Consider the following 20,444-nt stretch of genomic DNA (forward strand, 5'->3'; position numbering starts at 1 on the left):
TTTTTGTTTGTTAAATTTGATTGAGCCATTCGATTGCTAGGGGGAACCAATTAGCAACGTGTGGATCGTTACTTGCCTCATTCCATGCAGTCAGTTGATTGGCCATTGCTAGTCCGTGGCTACCGTGGTGGAAAACATGTAATTCATAGTCGATGCCATGGTTAGCCAATGCTTCTGCATATTTTAATGCATTGATCGATGGGACAAAGGGATCGTCTGCAGTATGCCAAATAAAAGTAGGGACGTTCGTATCCGTAACCCCGTTTTCAGTACCAGTTAGTTGATTATCAGTTTCCCAATCGGCAATTTTATCCTTGTCTGGGGGGAAACCAAGGTTTAAATCGATCACTGGGTAGCTTAGAATGGTAGCTTTTGGTTTTAAGTTGGTTTGTGGTTGTACCAGTTTTAATAATTTATCATCGTCATAACGATTATTGAATGAACTGACCACGAACCCACCAATTGAGAAACCACAAATTACAATGTTATTAGGATCGATATTAAGGCTAATTGCATTGGTTTTTAAATAATCAACTGATTTAGCTAATTCAATCAATGGATGGGGCATCAATGGATGCTTTTCATTTTCAAAGCTATATCTGAGATAAAAGCTTTGGTACCCCTGAGCTGCAAAACTAAGTGCAAAACTTTCTGCTTGTTGTTCTGAAATGTGGGTAAATGATCCCCCTGGCACGATAATAACTGCTGGAAATTTAAAATGTTGAGCATCAGTGTCTGATTCCCTAACATAGCCCTTTAAGAAGGCGTTTGATTGCGGAAATAATGATTGCTTGATTATTTTCATTGTGAACCTCCTGTTGTTTTAATTAAGTATATTGTAACTCATTTGATGATGGGGGAGGTGAAATATGGCGGGGCAAAATGGTTACAATTTCTGCTGTCAAAAGGATTTTTTAGTTTATTGATGACAACAGCTTGGAACTGGCCGATCATAAATAAAGATTGTAAATAAATCTTAAAAAAGATATAATAATGTCCGATATCAAAATTTCATATGAAGAGGTGCGGAAATCATTAGTAGTTACTGTGAGTCGAAAAAGCGATTGGGACCAGTAGTGAAAGGGATGACTGCCGAAGTTTGAAATAGCTTTTTCTATTTTTAACTGGGGCTGGGTTTAAGAGACCCTGAACTGTCGTGTTTTACACGGGGTGCTTCCAATATTCATAATGGCTTAAATGCAATTATAATTCCCTCTTCTTTTTTATAAAGAAGGGGGCTTTTTAATTGGGAACTCCTCTGACTTCTTCAACTTAAATTTTAGGAGGATATTGATATGAGTACGGAAAATCAATCTGGCGGGGTTAAGAGAAAGCTTAAGACCCGCCATGTTTCAATGATTTCACTTGGTGGATCGATTGGGACTGGTTTATTTGTTACAAGTGGTTCCACCGTTTCGCAAGCGGGTCCTGGTGGTGCATTGCTAGCATATGTTTTAATGGGGCTAATGGTATTTTTCCTAATGACTAGTTTGGGTGAAATGGCCACGAACACACCGGTCAGTGGATCATTTGCTGAGTATGCTGGTAAGTATGTCGATCCTGCATTGGGGTTTGCCATGGGCTGGAACTACTGGTTTAACTGGGCAATTACCGTTGCTGTGGATATTAGTACCGCTGCGTTGGTAATGAAGTTTTGGATGCCAAACGTTCCTAGCTGGATCTTTAGTGGAGGCGTATTAATTTTAATCTTTTTAATTAACGCCGCTTCAGTTGGTGCATTCGGAGAAATTGAATACTGGTTATCATTGATTAAGGTGGCCACTATCATCATCTTCTTGATCGTTGGAGTATTAACGATTGTTGGAATTATGGGTGGTGGTAATTCAGTTGGCTTGAGTAATTTCACTTATAAACAAGCACCATTTGTGGGTGGGATTCCCGCAATGCTATCAGTATTCGTCGTTGCCGGATTTTCCTTTCAAGGAACTGAGTTAGTTGGAATTACCGCTGGTGAATCTGATGATCCAAAACACAGTGTCCCAAAGGCAATTAGTGAAGTATTTTGGAGAATTATTTTATTCTACATTTTAGCAATTTTTGTAATTGCTGCTTTAATTCCTTACACTAGCCCTAATTTGTTAGGCTCTAGCGCTAGTGATATTGCGATCAGTCCATTTACCTTGGTATTTAAACGGGCGGGGCTAGCTGCTGCTGCTGGAATTATGAATGCCGTGATCTTGGTTTCAGTGATTTCTTCTGCTAATTCTGGAATGTATGCATCTACTCGGATGCTATATTCAATGTCAAATGGAATCTATGCACCAAAAGCATTTGGTAAAACTGACAGACGGGGGATTCCAGTATTGTCGTTAGTCGTTACGACCGTAATTGCACTGGCTACTTTCATTACTAGTTTTGCTGGTCCAGAAATTTACCTGTGGTTAGTTGCTGCATCCGGATTAACTGGATTTATTGCGTGGGTCGGAATTGCGATTTCACACTTTAGATTTAGACGAGCATTTATTAAGCAGGGTCATTCAATCAACGAACTTGCTTACCATGCTAAGTGGTTCCCATTTGGACCTGTCTTGACTTTGATTCTATGTATTTTAATTATTATTGGGCAAGATTTATCTGCTTTTTCTAACTTTAATTGGAAGGAAATTGGAATTACTTACATTAGTGTTCCATTGGTTCTTATTTTGTACGTTGTTTACAAGCTCAAGAATCATACTAAGTTGATTCCGTTGGATAAGGTTGACGTTAGTCCTGTTTCTAAGGAAACGATTGACAAGGAAAAATAGTTTTTAAGGGTGATTAATTATGATCACCTTTTTTAATACAAAAATATTGCTAATTTTGAATGGATATAATATTATTATTATGAATAGGATTTAGATTATAACACGATGTATGTTTCTTAAGTAGACTTTTAGAGATGTAGTGGTTGGTGAAAACTACAAGTCGAAAATTCCGACATATTTATGAGTGGGCAGGTAATGCTGCACGGTTGGTGGCCGTTATCACAGATGAGTTGTCCGATTTAATCGGGAACTTGGGTGGTACCGCGAAAAGCAGGCTTTCGTCCCAATGACGAAGCCTGCTTTTTATATTTTTAGGAGGGATTTTCCATGTTAGACATGAAGTTGATTAGAAACAACGAACAATGGTTTAAGGATAAGATGGCCACTAGAGGGATCGATGAAAAACAAATTGACGAACTCTTGGCACTTGATCAAAACCGTCGTGACATCTTAGTTAAGGTTGAAAACTTAAAGGCTGAAAGAAATAAAGTTTCAGATGACATCGCTAAGATGAAGCGGGCGAAAGAAGATGCTACCGGTCCAATTAACCGAATGAAAGAAGTCGGGGCTGAAATTAAGGAATTAGATGAACAAGAACAAGCAGTTTCAGCTAAGCAACATGATTTAGCAGCTCACCTACCAAACATTCCAAATGATGATGACCCAATCAGTTTAACTGAAGAAGGTTCAAAGGAACTGCGGAAGGTTGGGACTCCTCGTGAATTCACTGATTTTAAGCCTAAGAACCACTGGGAAATCGGTGAAGACCTTGGCATCTTAAACTTCGAAAGAAGTGCTAAGGTAGCAGGAAGTCGTTTCGTATACTACGTTGGTGCTGGTTCATTACTCGAACGGGCCATCTACAACTTCTTCTTGGATCAAAATACGAATGCTGGTTATGAAGAAATTATTCCACCATACATGGTTAATTCAGAATCAATGTATGGGACCGGCCAATTCCCTAAGTTCTTGGAAAAGAAGGCTGGGTTTGAAATTGCTGATAGTGATCTAACAATGATTCCAACCGCAGAAGTACCATTAGTGAACTACTATCGTGGCGAAGTTATCCCAGAAGACAAGTTACCAGTTAAGTTCACCGCTTTAAGTCCTGCCTTCCGTTCTGAAGCAGGGAGTGCTGGTCGTGATACCAGAGGTTTGATCAGATTACACCAATTTAACAAAGTTGAAATGGTTCAATTTACAAAACCAGAGGAATCATGGGCAGCCTTGGATGAAATTACTCACCAAGCTGAAAGTTTGCTTAAGTTATTGAAGATTCCATATCACGTTATTACTTTAACTACTAGTGACATGAGTTTCACTGCTGCGATGACTCACGATATCGAAGTTTGGATGCCAGCCCAAAATTGTTATCGGGAAATCTCAAGTTGTTCTAATACAACTGATTTCCAAGCACGACGGGCTAAAATTCAATATCGTGATGAAAGTGGCAAACTACAATTTGTTCATACTTTAAATGGTTCTGGATTAGCAGTTGGTCGTACGGTTGCTGCAATTTTGGAAAACTTCCAAAATGAAGATGGAACTGTAAATATTCCAGAAGTTCTTCAACCATATATGCACGGAATGAAAAAAATTGAAAAGCAAGACTTATTCTAAATTGCGATAATATCAATGATTATTAAATAGGAATCGGATTTTTAATCCCGATTCTTATTTTTTTTGAAAAAGGGGGTAGCTTTTTGGGTGGATTTATTATATACTAGTTTTTGTTGATTTTTAGTAATTGCTTTTCAGCTGAAAGGCGAAAATAAAAAATTAAAAAAACTGTTGACATTAAGTTAACTAAGTAGTATGATTAAATAGTTGCTTAAGTTAATAAGCATTGAGACCTCGGAGGATTAGCTCAGTTGGGAGAGCATCTGCCTTACAAGCAGGAGGTCACAGGTTCGAGCCCTGTATCCTCCATTTTTTTATTTTCACGAGCCGTTAGCTCAGCCGGTAGAGCATCTGACTTTTAATCAGAGGGTCGGGAGTTCGAACCTCCCACGGCTCATTTTCATATTAATATGCGGGCGTGGCGGAACTGGCAGACGCGCTAGATTTAGGTTCTAGTGTCCTTTGGACATGGGGGTTCGAGTCCCTTCGCCCGCACTTACCAATTTGCCGACTTAGCTCAGTTGGTTAGAGCGCATCACTAGTAATGATGAGGTCGGGCGTTCGAATCGTCTAGTCGGCATTTTTGTGCGGAAGTAGTTCAGTGGTAGAACATCACCTTGCCATGGTGGGGGTCGCGGGTTCGAATCCCGTCTTCCGCTTTTTATTTTATAAAAATAAATAGCCTGCCGGGGTGGCGGAATTGGCAGACGCACAGGACTTAAAATCCTGCGGTTAGTGATAACCGTACCGGTTCGATCCCGGTCCTCGGCATTTTAATTTTAATAATATTTTGCACCCATAGCGCAACTGGATAGAGTGTCTGACTACGAATCAGAAGGTTGTAGGTTCGACTCCTACTGGGTGCATTTTTTATTTCTTCTATTATATATAGTAGTAAGAGATAAGTTTCGGGAAGTAGCTCAGCTTGGTAGAGCACTTGGTTTGGGACCAAGGGGTCGCAGGTTCGAATCCTGTCTTCCCGATCAAGTTCTAATTACAGTTAAATAAAACGGGAAACATCGGGAAATAGCTCAGCTTGGTAGAGCGCTGCGTTCGGGACGCAGAGGTCGCAAGTTCGAATCTTGTTTTCCCGATTTTTTTGTCCTAAAATTTAATAAACAAAATACTTTTATTTCGCTAATGAATTTCTTATAATATTAGTCAAGATTAGTCAGAGATGAGATGAAGATATGCAATCAAAAAATGTTTCAGATATTATTGAAAGATATTTAAAGCAGATTTTAGCTGATTCTAGTCATGTTGAAATTCGACGTTCAGAGGTTGCTAATCTTTTTCATGTTGTCCCTTCACAGATTAACTATGTTATTAAGACTCGATTCACAATTCAAAACGGTTACGTTGTTGAAAGTAAACGTGGTGGTGGAGGATATATTAGAATCGAAAAAGTAAAGTTGCTAGATAATATAGAAGTATTAGATTCGTTACTTGATATTATCGGCTCTAGTATTTCCGAAAGGGACGGTGGTTCAATTGTTAAAACATTGTATCATAGTCAATTGCTTACCAGTAAAGAGGCTAGGATTATTTTAGCTGCAATTGATAAGGATAGTTTGGTGATTCATAATGATATAGAAACAGCAAATCGTTTAAGATCACAAATCCTATCTTCTGTATTGAATCATTTAAGATTCGAAGATTAGAAACGGAAAGCGAGGCATTTTATGGATAATTTATTTACTCCCAGCGCACGCAATGTATTAGTACTTGCACAAGGACAAGCGAAAAATTTTAGACACCAAGCGGTTGGAACAGAACATTTACTATTAGCATTGGCCTTAGAATCTAACGGAATTGCTTATAGTGTTTTGAGACAATTTCAAATTAATGATGAAGACATTAGAAGTGAAATCGAACGAGTAACAGGGTTTGGAAATGTAGAGGGCTTGGATAGTTCTTCTTACCTTCCATATTCACCAAAGGCAAAGGATATTCTTGCTTTAGCCGGAACGATTGCTCGTAAATATGGCTCTAATAAAGTTGGAACTGAACATTTGTTATTAGCCCTAATAAGTGATGATGCCATTTTATCATCCAGAATTTTTATTACTCTAGGTGCTGCTCCAAAGGCAATTAGAATGGCTACCCTCAGAAAGATGGGCGTTAGCTCGGTTTCTGGTAAAAAAGGTTCCTTTGCTGGCCAAAAGAGTCGAAACGAACCCAAGGGAAGTACCCCTACCTTAGATTCTTTAGCTACCGATTTAACCGAAGTAGCTAGAGAAGATCGTCTTGATCCGACTGTTGGTCGTGATAAAGAAGTTAAACGGGTAATCCAAATCCTCAGTCGGCGCACTAAGAATAACCCCGTATTGATTGGTGAACCAGGGGTTGGTAAAACTGCAATTGCTGAAGGCTTAGCACAAAAAATCATTCAGGGCAAAGTGCCTGATGATATGGCCGAAAAACGTTTAATGATGCTTGATATGGGTTCGCTAGTTGCCGGAACTAAATATCGTGGTGAATTTGAAAGTCGGCTTAAAAAGGTCATCAAAGAAATTAAAGATAGTGGCAATATCATCTTATTCGTTGATGAATTGCATACGTTAGTTGGTGCTGGTGGAGCTGAGGGAGCAATTGATGCTTCTAACATCTTGAAGCCATCATTAGCACGTGGTGAACTGCAAATGATCGGGGCAACCACGCTTAATGAATATCAAAAATACATTGAATCTGATACGGCCTTAGAAAGACGGTTCGCAACGGTTCAAGTTGAAGAACCTTCTCCTGAAGAAGCGGTTAAAATCCTAATGGGGATTCGTCCTAAATATGAAGCTCACCACCATGTGAAAATTACTGATGAAGCAATCGAAAAGGCAGTAGAGCTTTCTAGCCGTTACATTCAAAGTCGTTTCTTACCAGATAAGGCGATCGATTTGATGGATGAAGCTGCTGCTAAGGTAAGAATCAATGATCAACCAACGAATGCTTCAGCAAATCGGGTTAAGTTAAATCAACTAGATGAAGAAAAAGAACAAGCAATTGAAAATCAAGATTTTGATCGGGCTGTTTTAATTAGACAACAAGCTAAAGCCATTGCAGTGAAGGTGGAAGCTGAAGAAGCTGAGAAGCGGGCATCAAATAAAGACAATGGTTATGAGCTAGAAGAAACTGGTCAAGATGTTGCTGAAGTTGTAGCACAATGGACTGGCATTCCAGTTACTCAATTGAAGAAAACAGATGCTGATCGTTTAATTAACTTAGAAGATGTTCTTCATAAGCGCGTTGTCGGTCAAGATGAAGCTGTCTCTGCAGTTGCGAGAGCAATTAGACGGGCTCGTAGCGGACTAAAGGACCCTAACAAACCAATCGGTTCATTTATGTTCTTGGGACCAACTGGGGTTGGGAAAACTGAATTAGCTAAGGACTTGGCTGAGGCAATGTTTGGTTCGGAAAATGATATGATCAGAGTAGACATGTCTGAATACATGGAAAAGTATTCAACAAGTCGTTTGATTGGTTCAGCTCCTGGTTACGTTGGCTATGATGAAGGTGGTCAATTAACTGAAAAGGTTAGACAACACCCTTACTCAGTAGTTTTACTTGATGAAGTTGAAAAAGCCCATCCAGATGTCTTTAACTTGTTACTTCAAGTGCTTGATGATGGATACCTGACTGACTCAAAGGGGCGGAAAGTCGACTTTAGAAATACGGTCATCATTATGACTTCCAACTTAGGTGCAACGACACTTAAGTACAAGAAGACCGTTGGGTTCGGTGCTGAAAAAGCTGATGCTGATGACTATAAAGCAATGTCTGCAACCATCAAGGATCAACTAAAGAAACATTTCAGACCAGAATTCTTGAACCGAATTGATGAAGTAGTGATCTTCCACTCACTTAATAAACCACAGTTGCACTCAATCGTTAAATTGATGGCACAGAATTTACTTGATCGGATTAAGGAACAGGGGATTAATGTTAAATTAACTCCTGCTGCAATTGACGTAGTGGCGGAAGCTGGTTTTGACCCTCAATACGGGGCTCGGCCAATTAGACGGGCACTACAGACTAAGGTTGAAGATCAACTGAGTGAAACGATGCTTTCTGGGCAAGTTGCCACAGGAGATTCAATCACAATTGGTGCGAGTCATGGTAAGATTAAGATTAATGTAAAAAGTGTTAATCAAAAATCGACTAATTAGTTGAATTAATTTAACAAAAAAAGAGGAATTATTTCCTCTTTTTTTTGAGCTTTATATGTTGACATTGATCAATAAAATGAGTATTATATCATTATATAACTACGAATTGAAATGAGTTCTTGCGATCTATTGTCCGTAAGAGCTCCTATATCCCCCAAAGTTGAGATTATTGAATCTGTTTTGGGGATTTTTTTTGCCCAAATTAGGTAAAAAAATAGGAAAAATACAATTTGTAATCAAATTGTAACATTTCTTTTCGTAGAAATAATTAGGAGAGGTGAATAACTTGGCAGGACATTTAGTTAAATATGGAAAGCACCGTATTCGTAGAAGTTACGCTCGAATCAAGGAAGTTCTTGATTTACCTAACTTGATTGAAATCCAAACGAATTCATACCAATGGTTCTTGGATGATGGATTACGGGAAATGTTTAATGACATTATGCCAATTGATGACTTTAAGGGGAATTTATCTTTAGAGTTCGTTGATTATCAATTATTAGAACCAAAGTATACAGTAGAAGAAGCACGTGCGCATGAGGCAAATTATTCAGCTCCATTACACGTTACGCTTAAGTTAACGAACCATGATACTGGTGAAATCAAGACCCAAGATGTTTTCTTTGGCGATTTTCCATTGATGACTGACCAAGGGACCTTCATTATTAATGGTGCCGAACGGGTTATCGTTTCACAATTAGTTCGTTCTCCTGGGGTATTCTTCCATAAGGACATTAATAAGAATGGCCGAACTGTATTTGGTTCCACCATTATCCCTAACCGTGGGGCTTGGATGGAATTTGAAACGGATGCTAAAAACGTTTCATATGTCAGAATTGACCGGACACGGAAGTTACCAATTACCGAACTCGTTAGAGCACTTGGTTTTGGTGATGATAGCGAAATTAGTGAAATCCTCGGTTCTAATGATAGCCTATCATTAACATTAGAAAAGGATGTTCATAAAAACGCTGATGATTCTCGTGTTGAAGAAGCATTAAAGGATATTTATGAACGACTACGTCCTGGTGAACCTAAGACGGCCGATTCATCAAGAAGTCTTTTGACTGCTCGTTTCTTTGATCCAAAGCGTTATGACATGGCACCAGTTGGTCGTTTCAAGACTAACAATAAATTAACACTTAAAAATAGATTACTAGGATTGACCCTAGCAGAAACTTTGGCTGATCCTGATACTGGTGAAATCATTGCTAATAAGGATGACGTAATTAGCCGTGAACTATTAGAAAAATTAAAGCCATATCTTGATCGCCAAGATTTCAAGGCTTATACTTTCGAACCTTCTGACCAAGCCGTTGTGACTGAACCAATGACGATTCAAGTTATCAAGGTTTACTCAAAGAACGAGCCAGATCGAATCGTTCCAGTAATTGGTAACGATAATATTCCATTGGACTTCAAGCACATTACCCCAGCTGATATTATTTCATCCATTAATTACTTCTTTAACTTACAAGAAGGAATTGGTGAACCCGATGATATCGATCACTTGGGTAACCGTCGGATTCGTTCAGTTGGTGAATTATTACAAAACCAATTCAGAATTGGTTTAGCACGGATGGAAAGAGTAGTTAGAGAACGGATGTCAATCCAAGACGCTGCTACTGTTACTCCACAACAATTGATTAACATCAGACCAGTGGTGGCTTCCGTTAAGGAATTCTTTGGTTCCTCACAACTTTCACAATTCATGGATCAAACGAACCCACTTGGTGAATTGACCCATAAACGGCGGCTATCTGCCTTAGGACCTGGTGGTTTGACTCGTGATCGGGCCGGATATGAAGTGCGGGACGTTCACTATACTCACTATGGTCGAATTTGTCCGATTGAAACTCCAGAAGGTCCAAATATCGGGTTGATCAATAGTCTTTCTAGTTATGCACGGGTTAATAAGTATGGTTTTGTTGAAACTCCATACCGTCGTGTTTCCTGGAAGGATCACAAGGTTACCGATAAGATCGATTACTTGAGTGCGGACGAAGAAGATAAGTACGTGGTTGCACAAGCTAACTCTAAGTTGAACGACGATGGTTCATTTGCAGAACCAACTGTTTTGGCGCGTCACCGTTCAGATAATATCGTTGCTAACATCGAAGACGTTGATTACATGGACGTTTCACCTAAGCAAGTAGTTTCGGTTGCGACTGCATGTATTCCTTTCTTGGAAAACGATGACTCCAACCGTGCTTTGATGGGTGCAAATATGCAACGTCAAGCAGTTCCTTTGGTAAATCCACACGCTCCACTTGTTGGAACTGGGATGGAATATCGGGCTGCCCATGATTCTGGAGTTGCTCTAATTTGTAAACACGAAGGAAACGTTGAATACGTTGATTCACGTGAGGTTCGGGTTCGTCGTGATGATGGGGCCTTAGATACCTACAGATTAATGAAATTCCAACGTTCCAATGGTGGTAAGAACTACAACCAACGGCCAATCGTTAAGGTCAATGACCATGTTGACGCTAATGAAGTGCTTGCCGATGGACCTTCAATGGAAAACGGTGAACTTGCATTAGGACAAAACCCAGTTGTTGCCTTTATGACTTGGCAAGGTTATAACTTCGAAGATGCGATCGCTATTAACGAACGGTTAGTTCGTGATGATGTTTATACTTCAATTCATATTGAAGAATATGAATCAGAAGCTCGTGATACGAAGTTAGGACCCGAAGAAATGACTCGTGAAATCCCTAACGTTGGGGAAGATGCACTTAAGAACCTTGATGAAAACGGGGTTGTTAGAATTGGTGCTGAAGTTCACGATGGTGATATCTTAGTTGGTAAGGTTACTCCTAAGGGTGTGACTGAACTATCTGCTGAAGAACGTCTGCTTCATGCGATCTTTGGTGAAAAGGCACGTGAAGTTCGTGATACTTCCCTTAAGGTACCTCATGGTGCTGGAGGAATTATTCAAGACATTAAGGTCTTCAGTCGTGAAAATGGTGATGAACTTGCACCAGGTGTTAACCAAATGGTTCGAGTTTACATTGCACAAAAACGGAAGATTCAAGTTGGGGATAAGATGTCTGGTCGTCATGGTAACAAGGGGACCGTTTCCATCGTTATTCCAGAAGAAGATATGCCATACTTGCCAGATGGGACTCCAATCGACATTATGTTGAGTCCAATGGGTGTGCCTTCTCGGATGAACATTGGTCAATTGCTTGAATTGCATTTAGGAATGGCTGCTCGTAAATTAGGAATTCACGTTACTACCCCTGTTTTCGATGGTGCTAGTGATGATGATATTGATGACATCGTTAAGGAAGCTGGAATGGCTCCTGATACTAAGTCAGTAGTTTATGACGGACGGACTGGTGAACCATTTGATAAGCGAATTGCTGTTGGTGTTATGCACTACTTGAAGCTCGCTCACATGGTTGATGATAAAATTCATGCTCGTGCAATCGGACCTTACTCATTAGTTACCCAACAACCACTTGGTGGTAAAGCTCAATTTGGGGGCCAACGGTTTGGTGAAATGGAAGTTTGGGCTCTTGAAGCTTATGGGGCTGCTTATACCCTTCAAGAAATCCTAACCTACAAGTCTGATGACGTGGTTGGTCGGGTTAAGACCTACGAAGCCATCGTTAAGGGCGAACCAATTCCAAAGCCAGGGGTTCCCGAATCATTCCGAGTACTTGTTAAAGAACTACAAGCCTTAGGACTTGATATGAAGGTTCTTAACAAGGATCACAAGGAAGTTGAACTAAGAGATATGGACAATGAAGATGGCGATGTTGTTAATGTTGATGCTTTAAGCAAGTTAGCTAAGGAACAAGAAGCTAAGAAAAATGCTGAAAAAGCAGAACAAGAAGACAGCGAATCTGAAAAGTCCGATACAAATACTACTAACACAAATTCTAATGATTAAATAAGGAGGCCGCTCAATTGGTCGATGTTAATAAATTCGAAAGCATGCAAATTGGCCTAGCATCTTCTGATAAAATCCGTAGTTGGTCATATGGTGAAGTTCAAAAACCTGAAACCATTAACTACCGGACTTTAAAGCCTGAAAAAGAAGGTTTGTTCGATGAACGAATTTTCGGGCCTACTAAAGACTGGGAATGTGCTTGTGGTAAATATAAGCGTATTCGTTACCGCGGAATTGTCTGTGATCGTTGTGGAGTGGAAGTTACGCGCTCCAAGGTTAGAAGAGAACGAATGGGTCATATTGAATTGGCTGCACCCGTTACCCATATTTGGTACTTCAAGGGAATTCCAAGTAGAATGGGGCTTGTTTTAGACATGAGTCCCCGTGCATTGGAAGAAATTATTTACTTTGCTTCCTACGTTGTTACTGATGGTGGGGATACACCACTTGAAAACAAACAATTACTATCAGAACATGACTATCGTGAAAAGAAGTTAGAATACGGTAATCGATTCAAGGCTGATATTGGTGCAGAAGCCATTAAGACGTTACTTGAAAATGTTGATGTTCAAAAAGAAACAGATGAATTAAAAGAAGAATTAAAGAAGGCTACTGGTCAAAAGAGAACGCGTGCCGTTCGTCGATTAGACATTTTGGAAGCATTCTTAACTTCTGAAAATGACTTAGATTGGATGGTAATGGATGCAATTCCTGTTATCCCACCTGATCTTCGTCCAATGGTTCAATTGGAAGGTGGCCGTTTTGCCACTTCAGATTTAAACGATCTTTATCGGCGGGTGATTAACCGTAACAACCGACTTAAGAGATTATTAGATTTGCATGCTCCTGGAATCATTGTGCAAAATGAAAAGCGGATGCTTCAAGAAGCCGTTGATGCTTTGATTGATAACGGTCGTCGTGGTCGTCCAGTTGCCGGTCCAGGTAATCGTCCATTGAAGTCACTATCACACATGCTTAAGGGTAAGCAAGGTCGGTTCAGACAAAACTTACTTGGAAAGCGGGTTGACTACTCAGGCCGTTCAGTTATTGATGTTGGACCATTCCTTAAGTTCAACCAAATGGGTCTACCAGTACCAATGGCAATGGAATTATTCAAACCTTTCATTATGAAAGAATTGGTTAAGCGAGGCATTGCTTCTAACATCAAGAATGCTAAGCGCCAAATTGATCGTCAAGAAGATGAAGTGTTTGATGTCTTAGAAGATGTAATTAAGGAACACCCAGTGTTGCTTAATCGGGCTCCTACGCTTCACCGTTTGGGAATTCAAGCCTTCGAACCAGTGTTAGTAAGTGGGAAGTCAATGCGTTTACATCCATTGGCCTGTGAAGCTTACAACGCCGATTTTGATGGGGACCAAATGGCCATTCACGTTCCACTTTCAGACGAAGCCCAAGCTGAATCTAGAATCCTAATGCTTGCTGCCAGTCATATTCTTGCACCTCGTGATGGGAAGCCAATCGTTACTCCATCACAAGATATGGTTATCGGTAACTATTACCTTACTATGGAAGAAGCTGGTCGTGAAGGTGAAGGATCAATCTTCAATGATTATGACGAAGCAATTCTTTCATACCAAAATGGAACGACCCACTGGCATACTAGAGTTGGGATTCGTGTATCATCAATGCCTGATAAGCCATTTACAGATGATCAAAGGGATAAGATTTTGGTTACGACTACTGGTAAGATTATTTTCAACCATATTTTACCCAAGGCATTTACCTACCTAAATGAACCTACTGATACTAACGTTCATGGTCATATTCCTGATAAGTACTTCCTCGAACCAGGTGAAAACATTTTTGATCATTTGAAGGATGCACCAGTTGTGCCACCATTCAAAAAAGGGTTCTTAAGTGATGTGATTGCCGAAGTATACAACCAATACAAGGTTACAATTACTTCCAAGTTACTTGATAAAATTAAGGATATTGGTTACGATAAATCTACCAAGTCTGGTTTAACGGTTGGGATTACCGATGTTATTGAACTAAAGGAAAAACCTTCAGTAATTGAAGAAGCTCATGAAAAAGTTGATGGCGTTACCAAGCAATTCCGTCATGGTTTGATTACTGATCATGAACGTTATGAAAAGGTTATTCAAATCTGGACTGATGCTAGGGATAAGATTCAAGAACTATTGGCGCATAACTTTGATCCTCAAAACCCAATCTTTATGATGAGTGATTCTGGAGCTCGTGGTAACATTTCAAACTTTACTCAATTAGCCGGAATGCGTGGGTTGATGGCTTCGCCTAGTGGAGACATCATGGAATTGCCAATCACTTCTAACTTCCGTGAAGGATTAACTGTTTTGGAAATGTTTATTTCTACTCATGGTGCTCGTAAAGGGATGACCGATACGGCCTTGAAGACTGCCAACTCTGGTTATTTAACTAGACGACTTGTTGACGTTGCTCAAGATGTTATTATTCGTGAAGAAGATTGTGGGACTGATCGTGGCTTAATTGTTAGAGCATTGTACAATGATGATGATAAGCAAATTTCTGAACCACTTTCTGACAGAATTATTGGTAGAAATGCAATGAAGACCGTTGTTAATCCTGCTAATGGTGAAGTAATCGTTAAGAAGAATCAAATTATTAACGAAGCAGAAGCTCAAGCAATTGAAGATGCTGGAATCAAGGAAGTTGAAATTCGTTCAGCATTTACTTGTAACAGTGTTCACGGGGTTTGTTCAAAGTGTTATGGACGTAACCTTGCAACTGGTGATCCAGTTGAAGTTGGTGAAGCTGTCGGAACTGTTGCAGCCCAAGCCATTGGGGAACCTGGTACTCAATTAACGATGCGTAACTTCCATACTGGTGGGGTTGCCGGAAATTCAGATATTACCCGAGGACTTCCTCGGATTCAAGAAATTGTTGAAGCTAGAAATCCAAAAGGGAAAGCTGAAATTACTGAAGTTACTGGGACTGTTGAAACAATCGAAGAAAACCCAGCTGATAGAACTCAAGAAATTACAATTAAGGGTGACACGGATACAAGAACCTACAGTGTCCCAATTAACTCTAAATTGCAAGTTGCTGAAGGTGACTTTATCAGACGTGGTTCTAAGTTGAACAATGGTTCAATTGATCCTAAGGAATTAATCAAGGTTAGAGATACAATCTCAACTGAAGTTTACTTGCTTAGTGAAGTTCAAACTGTTTACCGTGGTCAAGGGGTGGAATTAAGTGATAAGCATGCCGAAATCATGATTAGACAAATGCTTCGTAAGGTTAGAATCATGGATCCTGGTGATACTGAATTACTTCCTGGGACTTTAATGGATATTAATGACTTTAAGGAAAGTAATCGTGATGCCGTTATCTCTGGTAAGATTCCTGCTACTTCACGTCCCGTATTGCTTGGAATTACGAAGGCTGCGCTTGAAACTAACAGTTTCTTATCCGCTGCTTCATTCCAAGAAACAACTCGTGTCTTAACTGACGCTGCTATTCGGGGCAAGAACGATCCATTAATCGGATTGAAAGAAAATGTTATTATTGGTAAGCTAATTCCTGCAGGGACTGGTATGCACACTTATGGTGACATTAAGCCAAAGGAAATTGGTGCATCTAGTACTGATGGTGTTTATTCAATTAGTCAATTAGAAGAAAAGATTAAAAAAGAAGAAGACGCTAAAAACTAGTTAATACCATAAAATAAGAACTCTCATTTATTGAGGGTTCTTATTTTTTTACATAGCTAATAATGTGATAATATATCCAACGCTTAAGAATGGAATGAATGCAATTTGATTGCGTTTAGCAAAAATAATTGAATACGTTAGTGCAACTATTGTAGCAATGATAATTAATGGTGGGATTCCCTTAATCCCGACCACTAACATAAAAATAAAAATAATGTCTATATCGCCACTTCCAATTTTTAAAGTAAAGTAATTGATAAATTGAACGACTAAATATGCACCAATTAAGAGGACAAAGTAGATAATATTGCCATTATTAAATATAAAATAGTAAAATACGTTATTGATTAATAACAATATGATCAATTTAGTGGGGACCATTAGTTTCTCTGCGTCAATGATCGATAATATTATTAACATTATTAATGAAATAAAAATTAAGATGTGGAATTTATAATATGATTGAAGTACGACAACAATTCCCATCACTAATTCAGTAACCAAAATGTTTTTATTGATTGGAGCTTGACAATTTCTGCAGCGTCCCTTTAATATTAGGTAGCTAATAATTGGAATTAAATCCAGACAACTAATGGTTGTTTTACAGCTATCACAATGGGAACGGGGAGTTACGATTGATTCATTGCGTTCGTTGCGTTGAATGATTAATAAAATAAAAGATCCTAATGCGGCACCGATAAAGAATAAAAAAATTATGTTCATTTTTAACACCTCTGGAATTAAATTACGCAAAAAATACCACGGACTATTTTTAAAATTCATTGACAGCATATATGGTGAGTGATAAGATAATAAGGTGCTTGCTATTGCAAAGGTTTATTTTCTTTGCACTATGTACAATTTCGTACGTAAACGGCGGTTCTTTTTTTAAAAATAAAAATGAACCACCTGGATGTGTGGACTTATATATTATATTAAAATTATGAAAGGAGGAATTTTTAGATGCCTACTATTAACCAATTAGTTCGTAACGGACGTAAATCTAAAAGTTCTAAATCAAAATCCCCTGCTTTAAACCATGGGTACAACAGTTACAAGAAAGTTCAAACCAACAACCCAGCTCCTCAAAAACGTGGAGTTGCTACCCGTGTTGGTACCATGACTCCAAAGAAGCCTAACTCTGCATTACGTAAGTATGCCCGTGTTAGATTATCAAACTTAATCGAAGTTACTGCTTACATCCCAGGAATTGGACACAACCTTCAAGAACATAGTGTTGTTTTAATTCGTGGTGGTCGTGTTAAGGATTTACCTGGGGTTCGTTACCACATTATTCGTGGTGCTTTAGATACTGCCGGTGTTGATGACCGTCGTCAAGGTCGTTCTAAGTACGGTACTAAGAAGCCTAAGGAATAATCGATTAAAATTAAAACCGAGGAGGATATTTAAATGCCAAGAAAAGGACATGTTGCGGATCGCGAAGTACTTCCTGATCCAATTTACAATTCAAAGTTGGTTACCAGCTTAATTAACCATTTAATGTTAGATGGTAAGAGAGGAACTGCATCAAAGATTTTATACGGTGCATTCGACATGATTAAAGAAGAAACTGGAAATGACCCAGTTGAAGTATTCGAAGAAGCAATGAAGAACGTTATGCCAGTACTTGAAGTTAAGGCTCGTCGTGTTGGTGGGGCTAACTACCAAGTGCCAATCGAAGTTCGTCCAGGTCGTCGGACTACTTTAGGTCTTCGTTGGATCACTAACTACTCACGTTTACGTGGGGAACACACGATGACTGAACGTTTAGGTCGCGAAATCATGGATGCCGCTAACAATACTGGTGCTTCCGTTAAGAAACGTGAAGACACTCATAAGATGGCTGAAGCTAACCGTGCATTTGCACATTACCGTTGGTAATTAGCGTTTAGTTATTCTTATAATTTGTTATAATAGAAAGTGGCTAGTTGATTTTCAATAGCCACTTTTATTTGAAACTGAACTGTTTTGAGAGGAGAAACAATTACACATGGCTAACAAACGTGAATTCCCACTAGAAAAGACTCGTAATATCGGTATTACTGCCCATATTGATGCTGGTAAGACTACCGCTACTGAACGGATCTTGTACTACACTGGAATTACCCATAAAATTGGTGAAACCCATGATGGTGCTTCACAAATGGACTGGATGGAACAAGAACAAGAACGTGGTATTACTATCACTTCTGCTGCAACTACTGCACAATGGAAGGGATACCGAGTAAATATTATTGATACCCCAGGACACGTGGACTTTACTGCCGAAGTTGAACGTTCACTACGGGTTCTTGATGGTTCAATTACTATTTTGGATGCTGCTGCTGGGGTTGAACCTCAAACTGAAACTGTTTGGCGTCAAGCATCTGAATACAATGTTCCTAGAATTGTTTTCGCTAACAAGATGGATAAGTTAGGTGCTGACTTTGATATGTCAGTTAAGTCACTTCACGAACGTTTGGATGCTAATGCTCATGCAATTCAAATGCCAATTGGTGCTGAAGATGACTTCGAAGGTATGGTTGATTTAATTGAAATGAAGGCATACCTATATGATGAAGATAAGTTAGGTTCAGAATGGGATACTGTTGAAATTCCTGATAACTTGAAGGAAGAATCACAAAAGCGTCATGATGAATTAGTTGAAGCCGTTGCTGACGTTGACGAAGACATCATGAACAAGTATCTTGAAGGTGAAGAAATCACCAAGGATGAATTAAAGGCTGCAATTCGTAAGGCAACTTTAAATCTTGAATTTTACCCAGTATTAGCTGGTTCAGCATTCAAGAACAAGGGTGTTCAAATGATGCTTGATGCAGTTATCGATTATCTTCCATCACCACTTGATGTTCGTCCATACAATGCAACTGATCCTGATACTGGTGAAGAAGTTGAATTGAAGGCTGATGACAGCAAGCCATTTGCTGCCTTAGCATTCAAGATTATGACTGATCCATTCGTTGGACGTTTAACATTTATTCGTGTTTACCGTGGTAGTTTGGAATCAGGTTCATATGTATTGAACGCTACTAAGGACAAGCGTGAACGTGTTGGTCGTTTACTACAAATGCACTCTAACCACCGTAAAGAAATTCCTGAAGTATTCTCTGGTGATATCGCTGCTGCGATTGGTTTAAAGAACACTACTACTGGTGATTCATTAACTGATCCTAAGCACCCATTACATCTTGAATCAATGGAATTCCCTGACCCAGTTATTAGTGTTTCTGTTGAACCTAAGACTAAGGCTGACCAAGATAAGATGAACAACGCTTTACAAAAGCTTGCTGAAGAAGATCCTACTTTCAAGGCTGAAACTAACCCTGAAACTGGTGAAACGATTATCTCTGGAATGGGTGAACTTCACTTAAACATTATCGTTGATCGTATGAAGCGTGAATTCAAGGTTGAAGCAACTATTGGTGCTCCTCAAGTTGCTTACCGTGAAGCATTTACTAAGGCTACTAAGGCTCAAGGTAAGTTCATTCGTCAATCTGGTGGTAAAGGTCAATACGGGGACGTTTGGATTGAATTTACTCCAAATGAAGCTGGTAAAGGATTCGAATTCGAAGATGCTATCGTTGGTGGGGTTGTTCCTCGTGAATTTATCCCTTCAGTAGAACAAGGTTTGAAGGAATCAATGGCTAACGGTGTGCTTGCTGGATACCCATTGATTGACGTTAAGGCTAAGTTATACGATGGTAGTTACCATGATGTCGATTCTAGTGAAGCTGCATTTAAGATTGCTGCTTCAATCGCATTGAGAAATGCTGCTAAGACTGCTGATCCAGTGATCCTAGAACCAATCATGAAGGTTGATATTGTTGTTCCTGAAGAAAACATGGGTGATGTTATGGGTCAAGTAACTTCACGTCGTGGTAATGTTGATGGAATGGAAACTCGTTCAAAGGCTCAATTAATTCATGCTTTTGTTCCACTTTCTGAAATGTTTGGTTACGCAACTACATTGCGTTCTGCAACTCAAGGTCGTGGTACATTCTCAATGAGTTTTGATCACTACGCTCCAGTTCCAAAGGCAATTCAAGAAGACATTATCAAGAAGAACGGTGGAAACGCTGAATAATAAAATATTTTAATTTTATTGTTGAAGGAGACTGAAATTTTCAGTCTCCTTTTTTCTATCTATAATAATAGGAAGCTAAATCAAAAATAATTTTAAAACCGCAAATTATTTTTTAGAAACTCTTGCAACCCAGCTTTAAATCGGGTATTATAGTTAAGTACTGATTTTTGAGGGGTTGTTATACCCTAAACAGGACAGATGATAGCATTGATGTGAGAGATTGCGACACACCCGGATGCA

The 20,444-nt window shown here is 39.2% G+C and carries 11 protein-coding genes, 9 tRNA genes and 1 riboswitch; of the genes, 18 read left to right on the forward strand and 2 right to left on the reverse strand.

The features are described 5' to 3' along the window. Positions 1 to 10 precede the first annotated feature (10 nt). Complete coding sequence (locus ACSYTE_RS02890) at positions 11 to 805, reverse strand: lp_1002 family arylesterase (RefSeq protein WP_491717214.1); 795 nt, start codon at positions 803 to 805, stop codon at positions 11 to 13. Between the two features lie 205 nt (positions 806 to 1,010). Then, a riboswitch (Lysine riboswitch) is annotated at positions 1,011 to 1,184 on the forward strand. Between the two features lie 111 nt (positions 1,185 to 1,295). Between ACSYTE_RS02890 and ACSYTE_RS02895 the strand changes: the two genes are divergently transcribed. The 15 genes from ACSYTE_RS02895 (at position 1,296) to rpoC (ending at position 16,120) form a co-directional block, all read left to right on the forward strand. After that, positions 1,296 to 2,765 (forward strand): amino acid permease, encoded by a 1,470-nt coding sequence (locus tag ACSYTE_RS02895; protein WP_491717215.1) that lies wholly within the window; start codon positions 1,296 to 1,298, stop codon positions 2,763 to 2,765. A 327-nt stretch (positions 2,766 to 3,092) separates the two neighbouring features. After that, the gene (gene serS / locus ACSYTE_RS02900; protein ID WP_491717216.1) at positions 3,093 to 4,385 is read left to right on the forward strand and encodes a serine--tRNA ligase; all 1,293 of its coding nucleotides are present in this window, start codon (positions 3,093 to 3,095) and stop codon (positions 4,383 to 4,385) included. 236 nt (positions 4,386 to 4,621) lie between these two features. Further along, positions 4,622 to 4,694, forward strand: a tRNA-Val gene (locus ACSYTE_RS02905). Between the two features lie 15 nt (positions 4,695 to 4,709). Beyond that, positions 4,710 to 4,782, forward strand: a tRNA-Lys gene (locus ACSYTE_RS02910). A 15-nt stretch (positions 4,783 to 4,797) separates the two neighbouring features. After that, positions 4,798 to 4,880 (forward strand) — tRNA-Leu (locus ACSYTE_RS02915). An 11-nt stretch (positions 4,881 to 4,891) separates the two neighbouring features. Further along, a tRNA-Thr gene (locus ACSYTE_RS02920) sits at positions 4,892 to 4,965 on the forward strand. Between the two features lie 7 nt (positions 4,966 to 4,972). Further along, a tRNA-Gly gene (locus ACSYTE_RS02925) sits at positions 4,973 to 5,044 on the forward strand. A gap of 26 nt (positions 5,045 to 5,070) precedes the next feature. Beyond that, a tRNA-Leu gene (locus ACSYTE_RS02930) sits at positions 5,071 to 5,156 on the forward strand. Positions 5,157 to 5,177: 21 nt separating this feature from the next. Beyond that, positions 5,178 to 5,251, forward strand: a tRNA-Arg gene (locus ACSYTE_RS02935). A gap of 43 nt (positions 5,252 to 5,294) precedes the next feature. Continuing rightward, positions 5,295 to 5,368, forward strand: a tRNA-Pro gene (locus ACSYTE_RS02940). 37 nt (positions 5,369 to 5,405) lie between these two features. Continuing rightward, positions 5,406 to 5,479: transfer RNA gene (locus ACSYTE_RS02945), tRNA-Pro, on the forward strand. 96 nt (positions 5,480 to 5,575) lie between these two features. After that, positions 5,576 to 6,046: a CtsR family transcriptional regulator gene (locus ACSYTE_RS02950; protein WP_491717217.1), complete on the forward strand. Its 471-nt coding sequence runs from the start codon at positions 5,576 to 5,578 to the stop codon at positions 6,044 to 6,046. Positions 6,047 to 6,067: 21 nt separating this feature from the next. After that, positions 6,068 to 8,545: an ATP-dependent Clp protease ATP-binding subunit gene (locus ACSYTE_RS02955; RefSeq protein WP_491717218.1), complete on the forward strand. Its 2,478-nt coding sequence runs from the start codon at positions 6,068 to 6,070 to the stop codon at positions 8,543 to 8,545. Positions 8,546 to 8,822: 277 nt separating this feature from the next. Beyond that, complete coding sequence (rpoB, locus tag ACSYTE_RS02960; RefSeq protein WP_491717219.1) at positions 8,823 to 12,446, forward strand: DNA-directed RNA polymerase subunit beta; 3,624 nt, start codon at positions 8,823 to 8,825, stop codon at positions 12,444 to 12,446. A gap of 17 nt (positions 12,447 to 12,463) precedes the next feature. Continuing rightward, positions 12,464 to 16,120 carry a DNA-directed RNA polymerase subunit beta' gene (gene rpoC, locus ACSYTE_RS02965; RefSeq protein ID WP_491717220.1) on the forward strand — a complete coding sequence of 1,219 codons (3,657 nt, stop codon included), beginning with the start codon at positions 12,464 to 12,466 and terminating at the stop codon, positions 16,118 to 16,120. 48 nt (positions 16,121 to 16,168) lie between these two features. On the opposite strand, the gene ACSYTE_RS02970 is transcribed toward rpoC, so the two are convergent. Then, a complete protein-coding gene (locus ACSYTE_RS02970; protein WP_491717221.1) occupies positions 16,169 to 16,843 on the reverse strand; it encodes a prepilin peptidase in 675 nt (224 codons plus the stop codon). A 240-nt stretch (positions 16,844 to 17,083) separates the two neighbouring features. On the opposite strand from ACSYTE_RS02970, the gene rpsL reads away from it, so the two are divergent. The 3 genes from rpsL to fusA all read left to right on the forward strand — a co-directional run bounded on the left by rpsL (position 17,084) and on the right by fusA (position 20,204). Next, complete coding sequence (gene rpsL, locus ACSYTE_RS02975) at positions 17,084 to 17,497, forward strand: 30S ribosomal protein S12 (RefSeq protein ID WP_219054193.1); 414 nt, start codon at positions 17,084 to 17,086, stop codon at positions 17,495 to 17,497. A 33-nt stretch (positions 17,498 to 17,530) separates the two neighbouring features. Beyond that, on the forward strand, positions 17,531 to 18,001 hold the full coding sequence (gene rpsG, locus ACSYTE_RS02980) for a 30S ribosomal protein S7 (protein WP_219054194.1): 471 nt from the start codon (positions 17,531 to 17,533) through the stop codon (positions 17,999 to 18,001). A 109-nt stretch (positions 18,002 to 18,110) separates the two neighbouring features. Then, complete coding sequence (gene fusA / locus ACSYTE_RS02985) at positions 18,111 to 20,204, forward strand: elongation factor G (RefSeq protein ID WP_491717222.1); 2,094 nt, start codon at positions 18,111 to 18,113, stop codon at positions 20,202 to 20,204. The last annotated feature ends 240 nt before the right edge of the window (positions 20,205 to 20,444 follow it).

The sequence above is a fragment of the Nicoliella sp. ESL1120 genome (genome assembly GCF_058508515.1).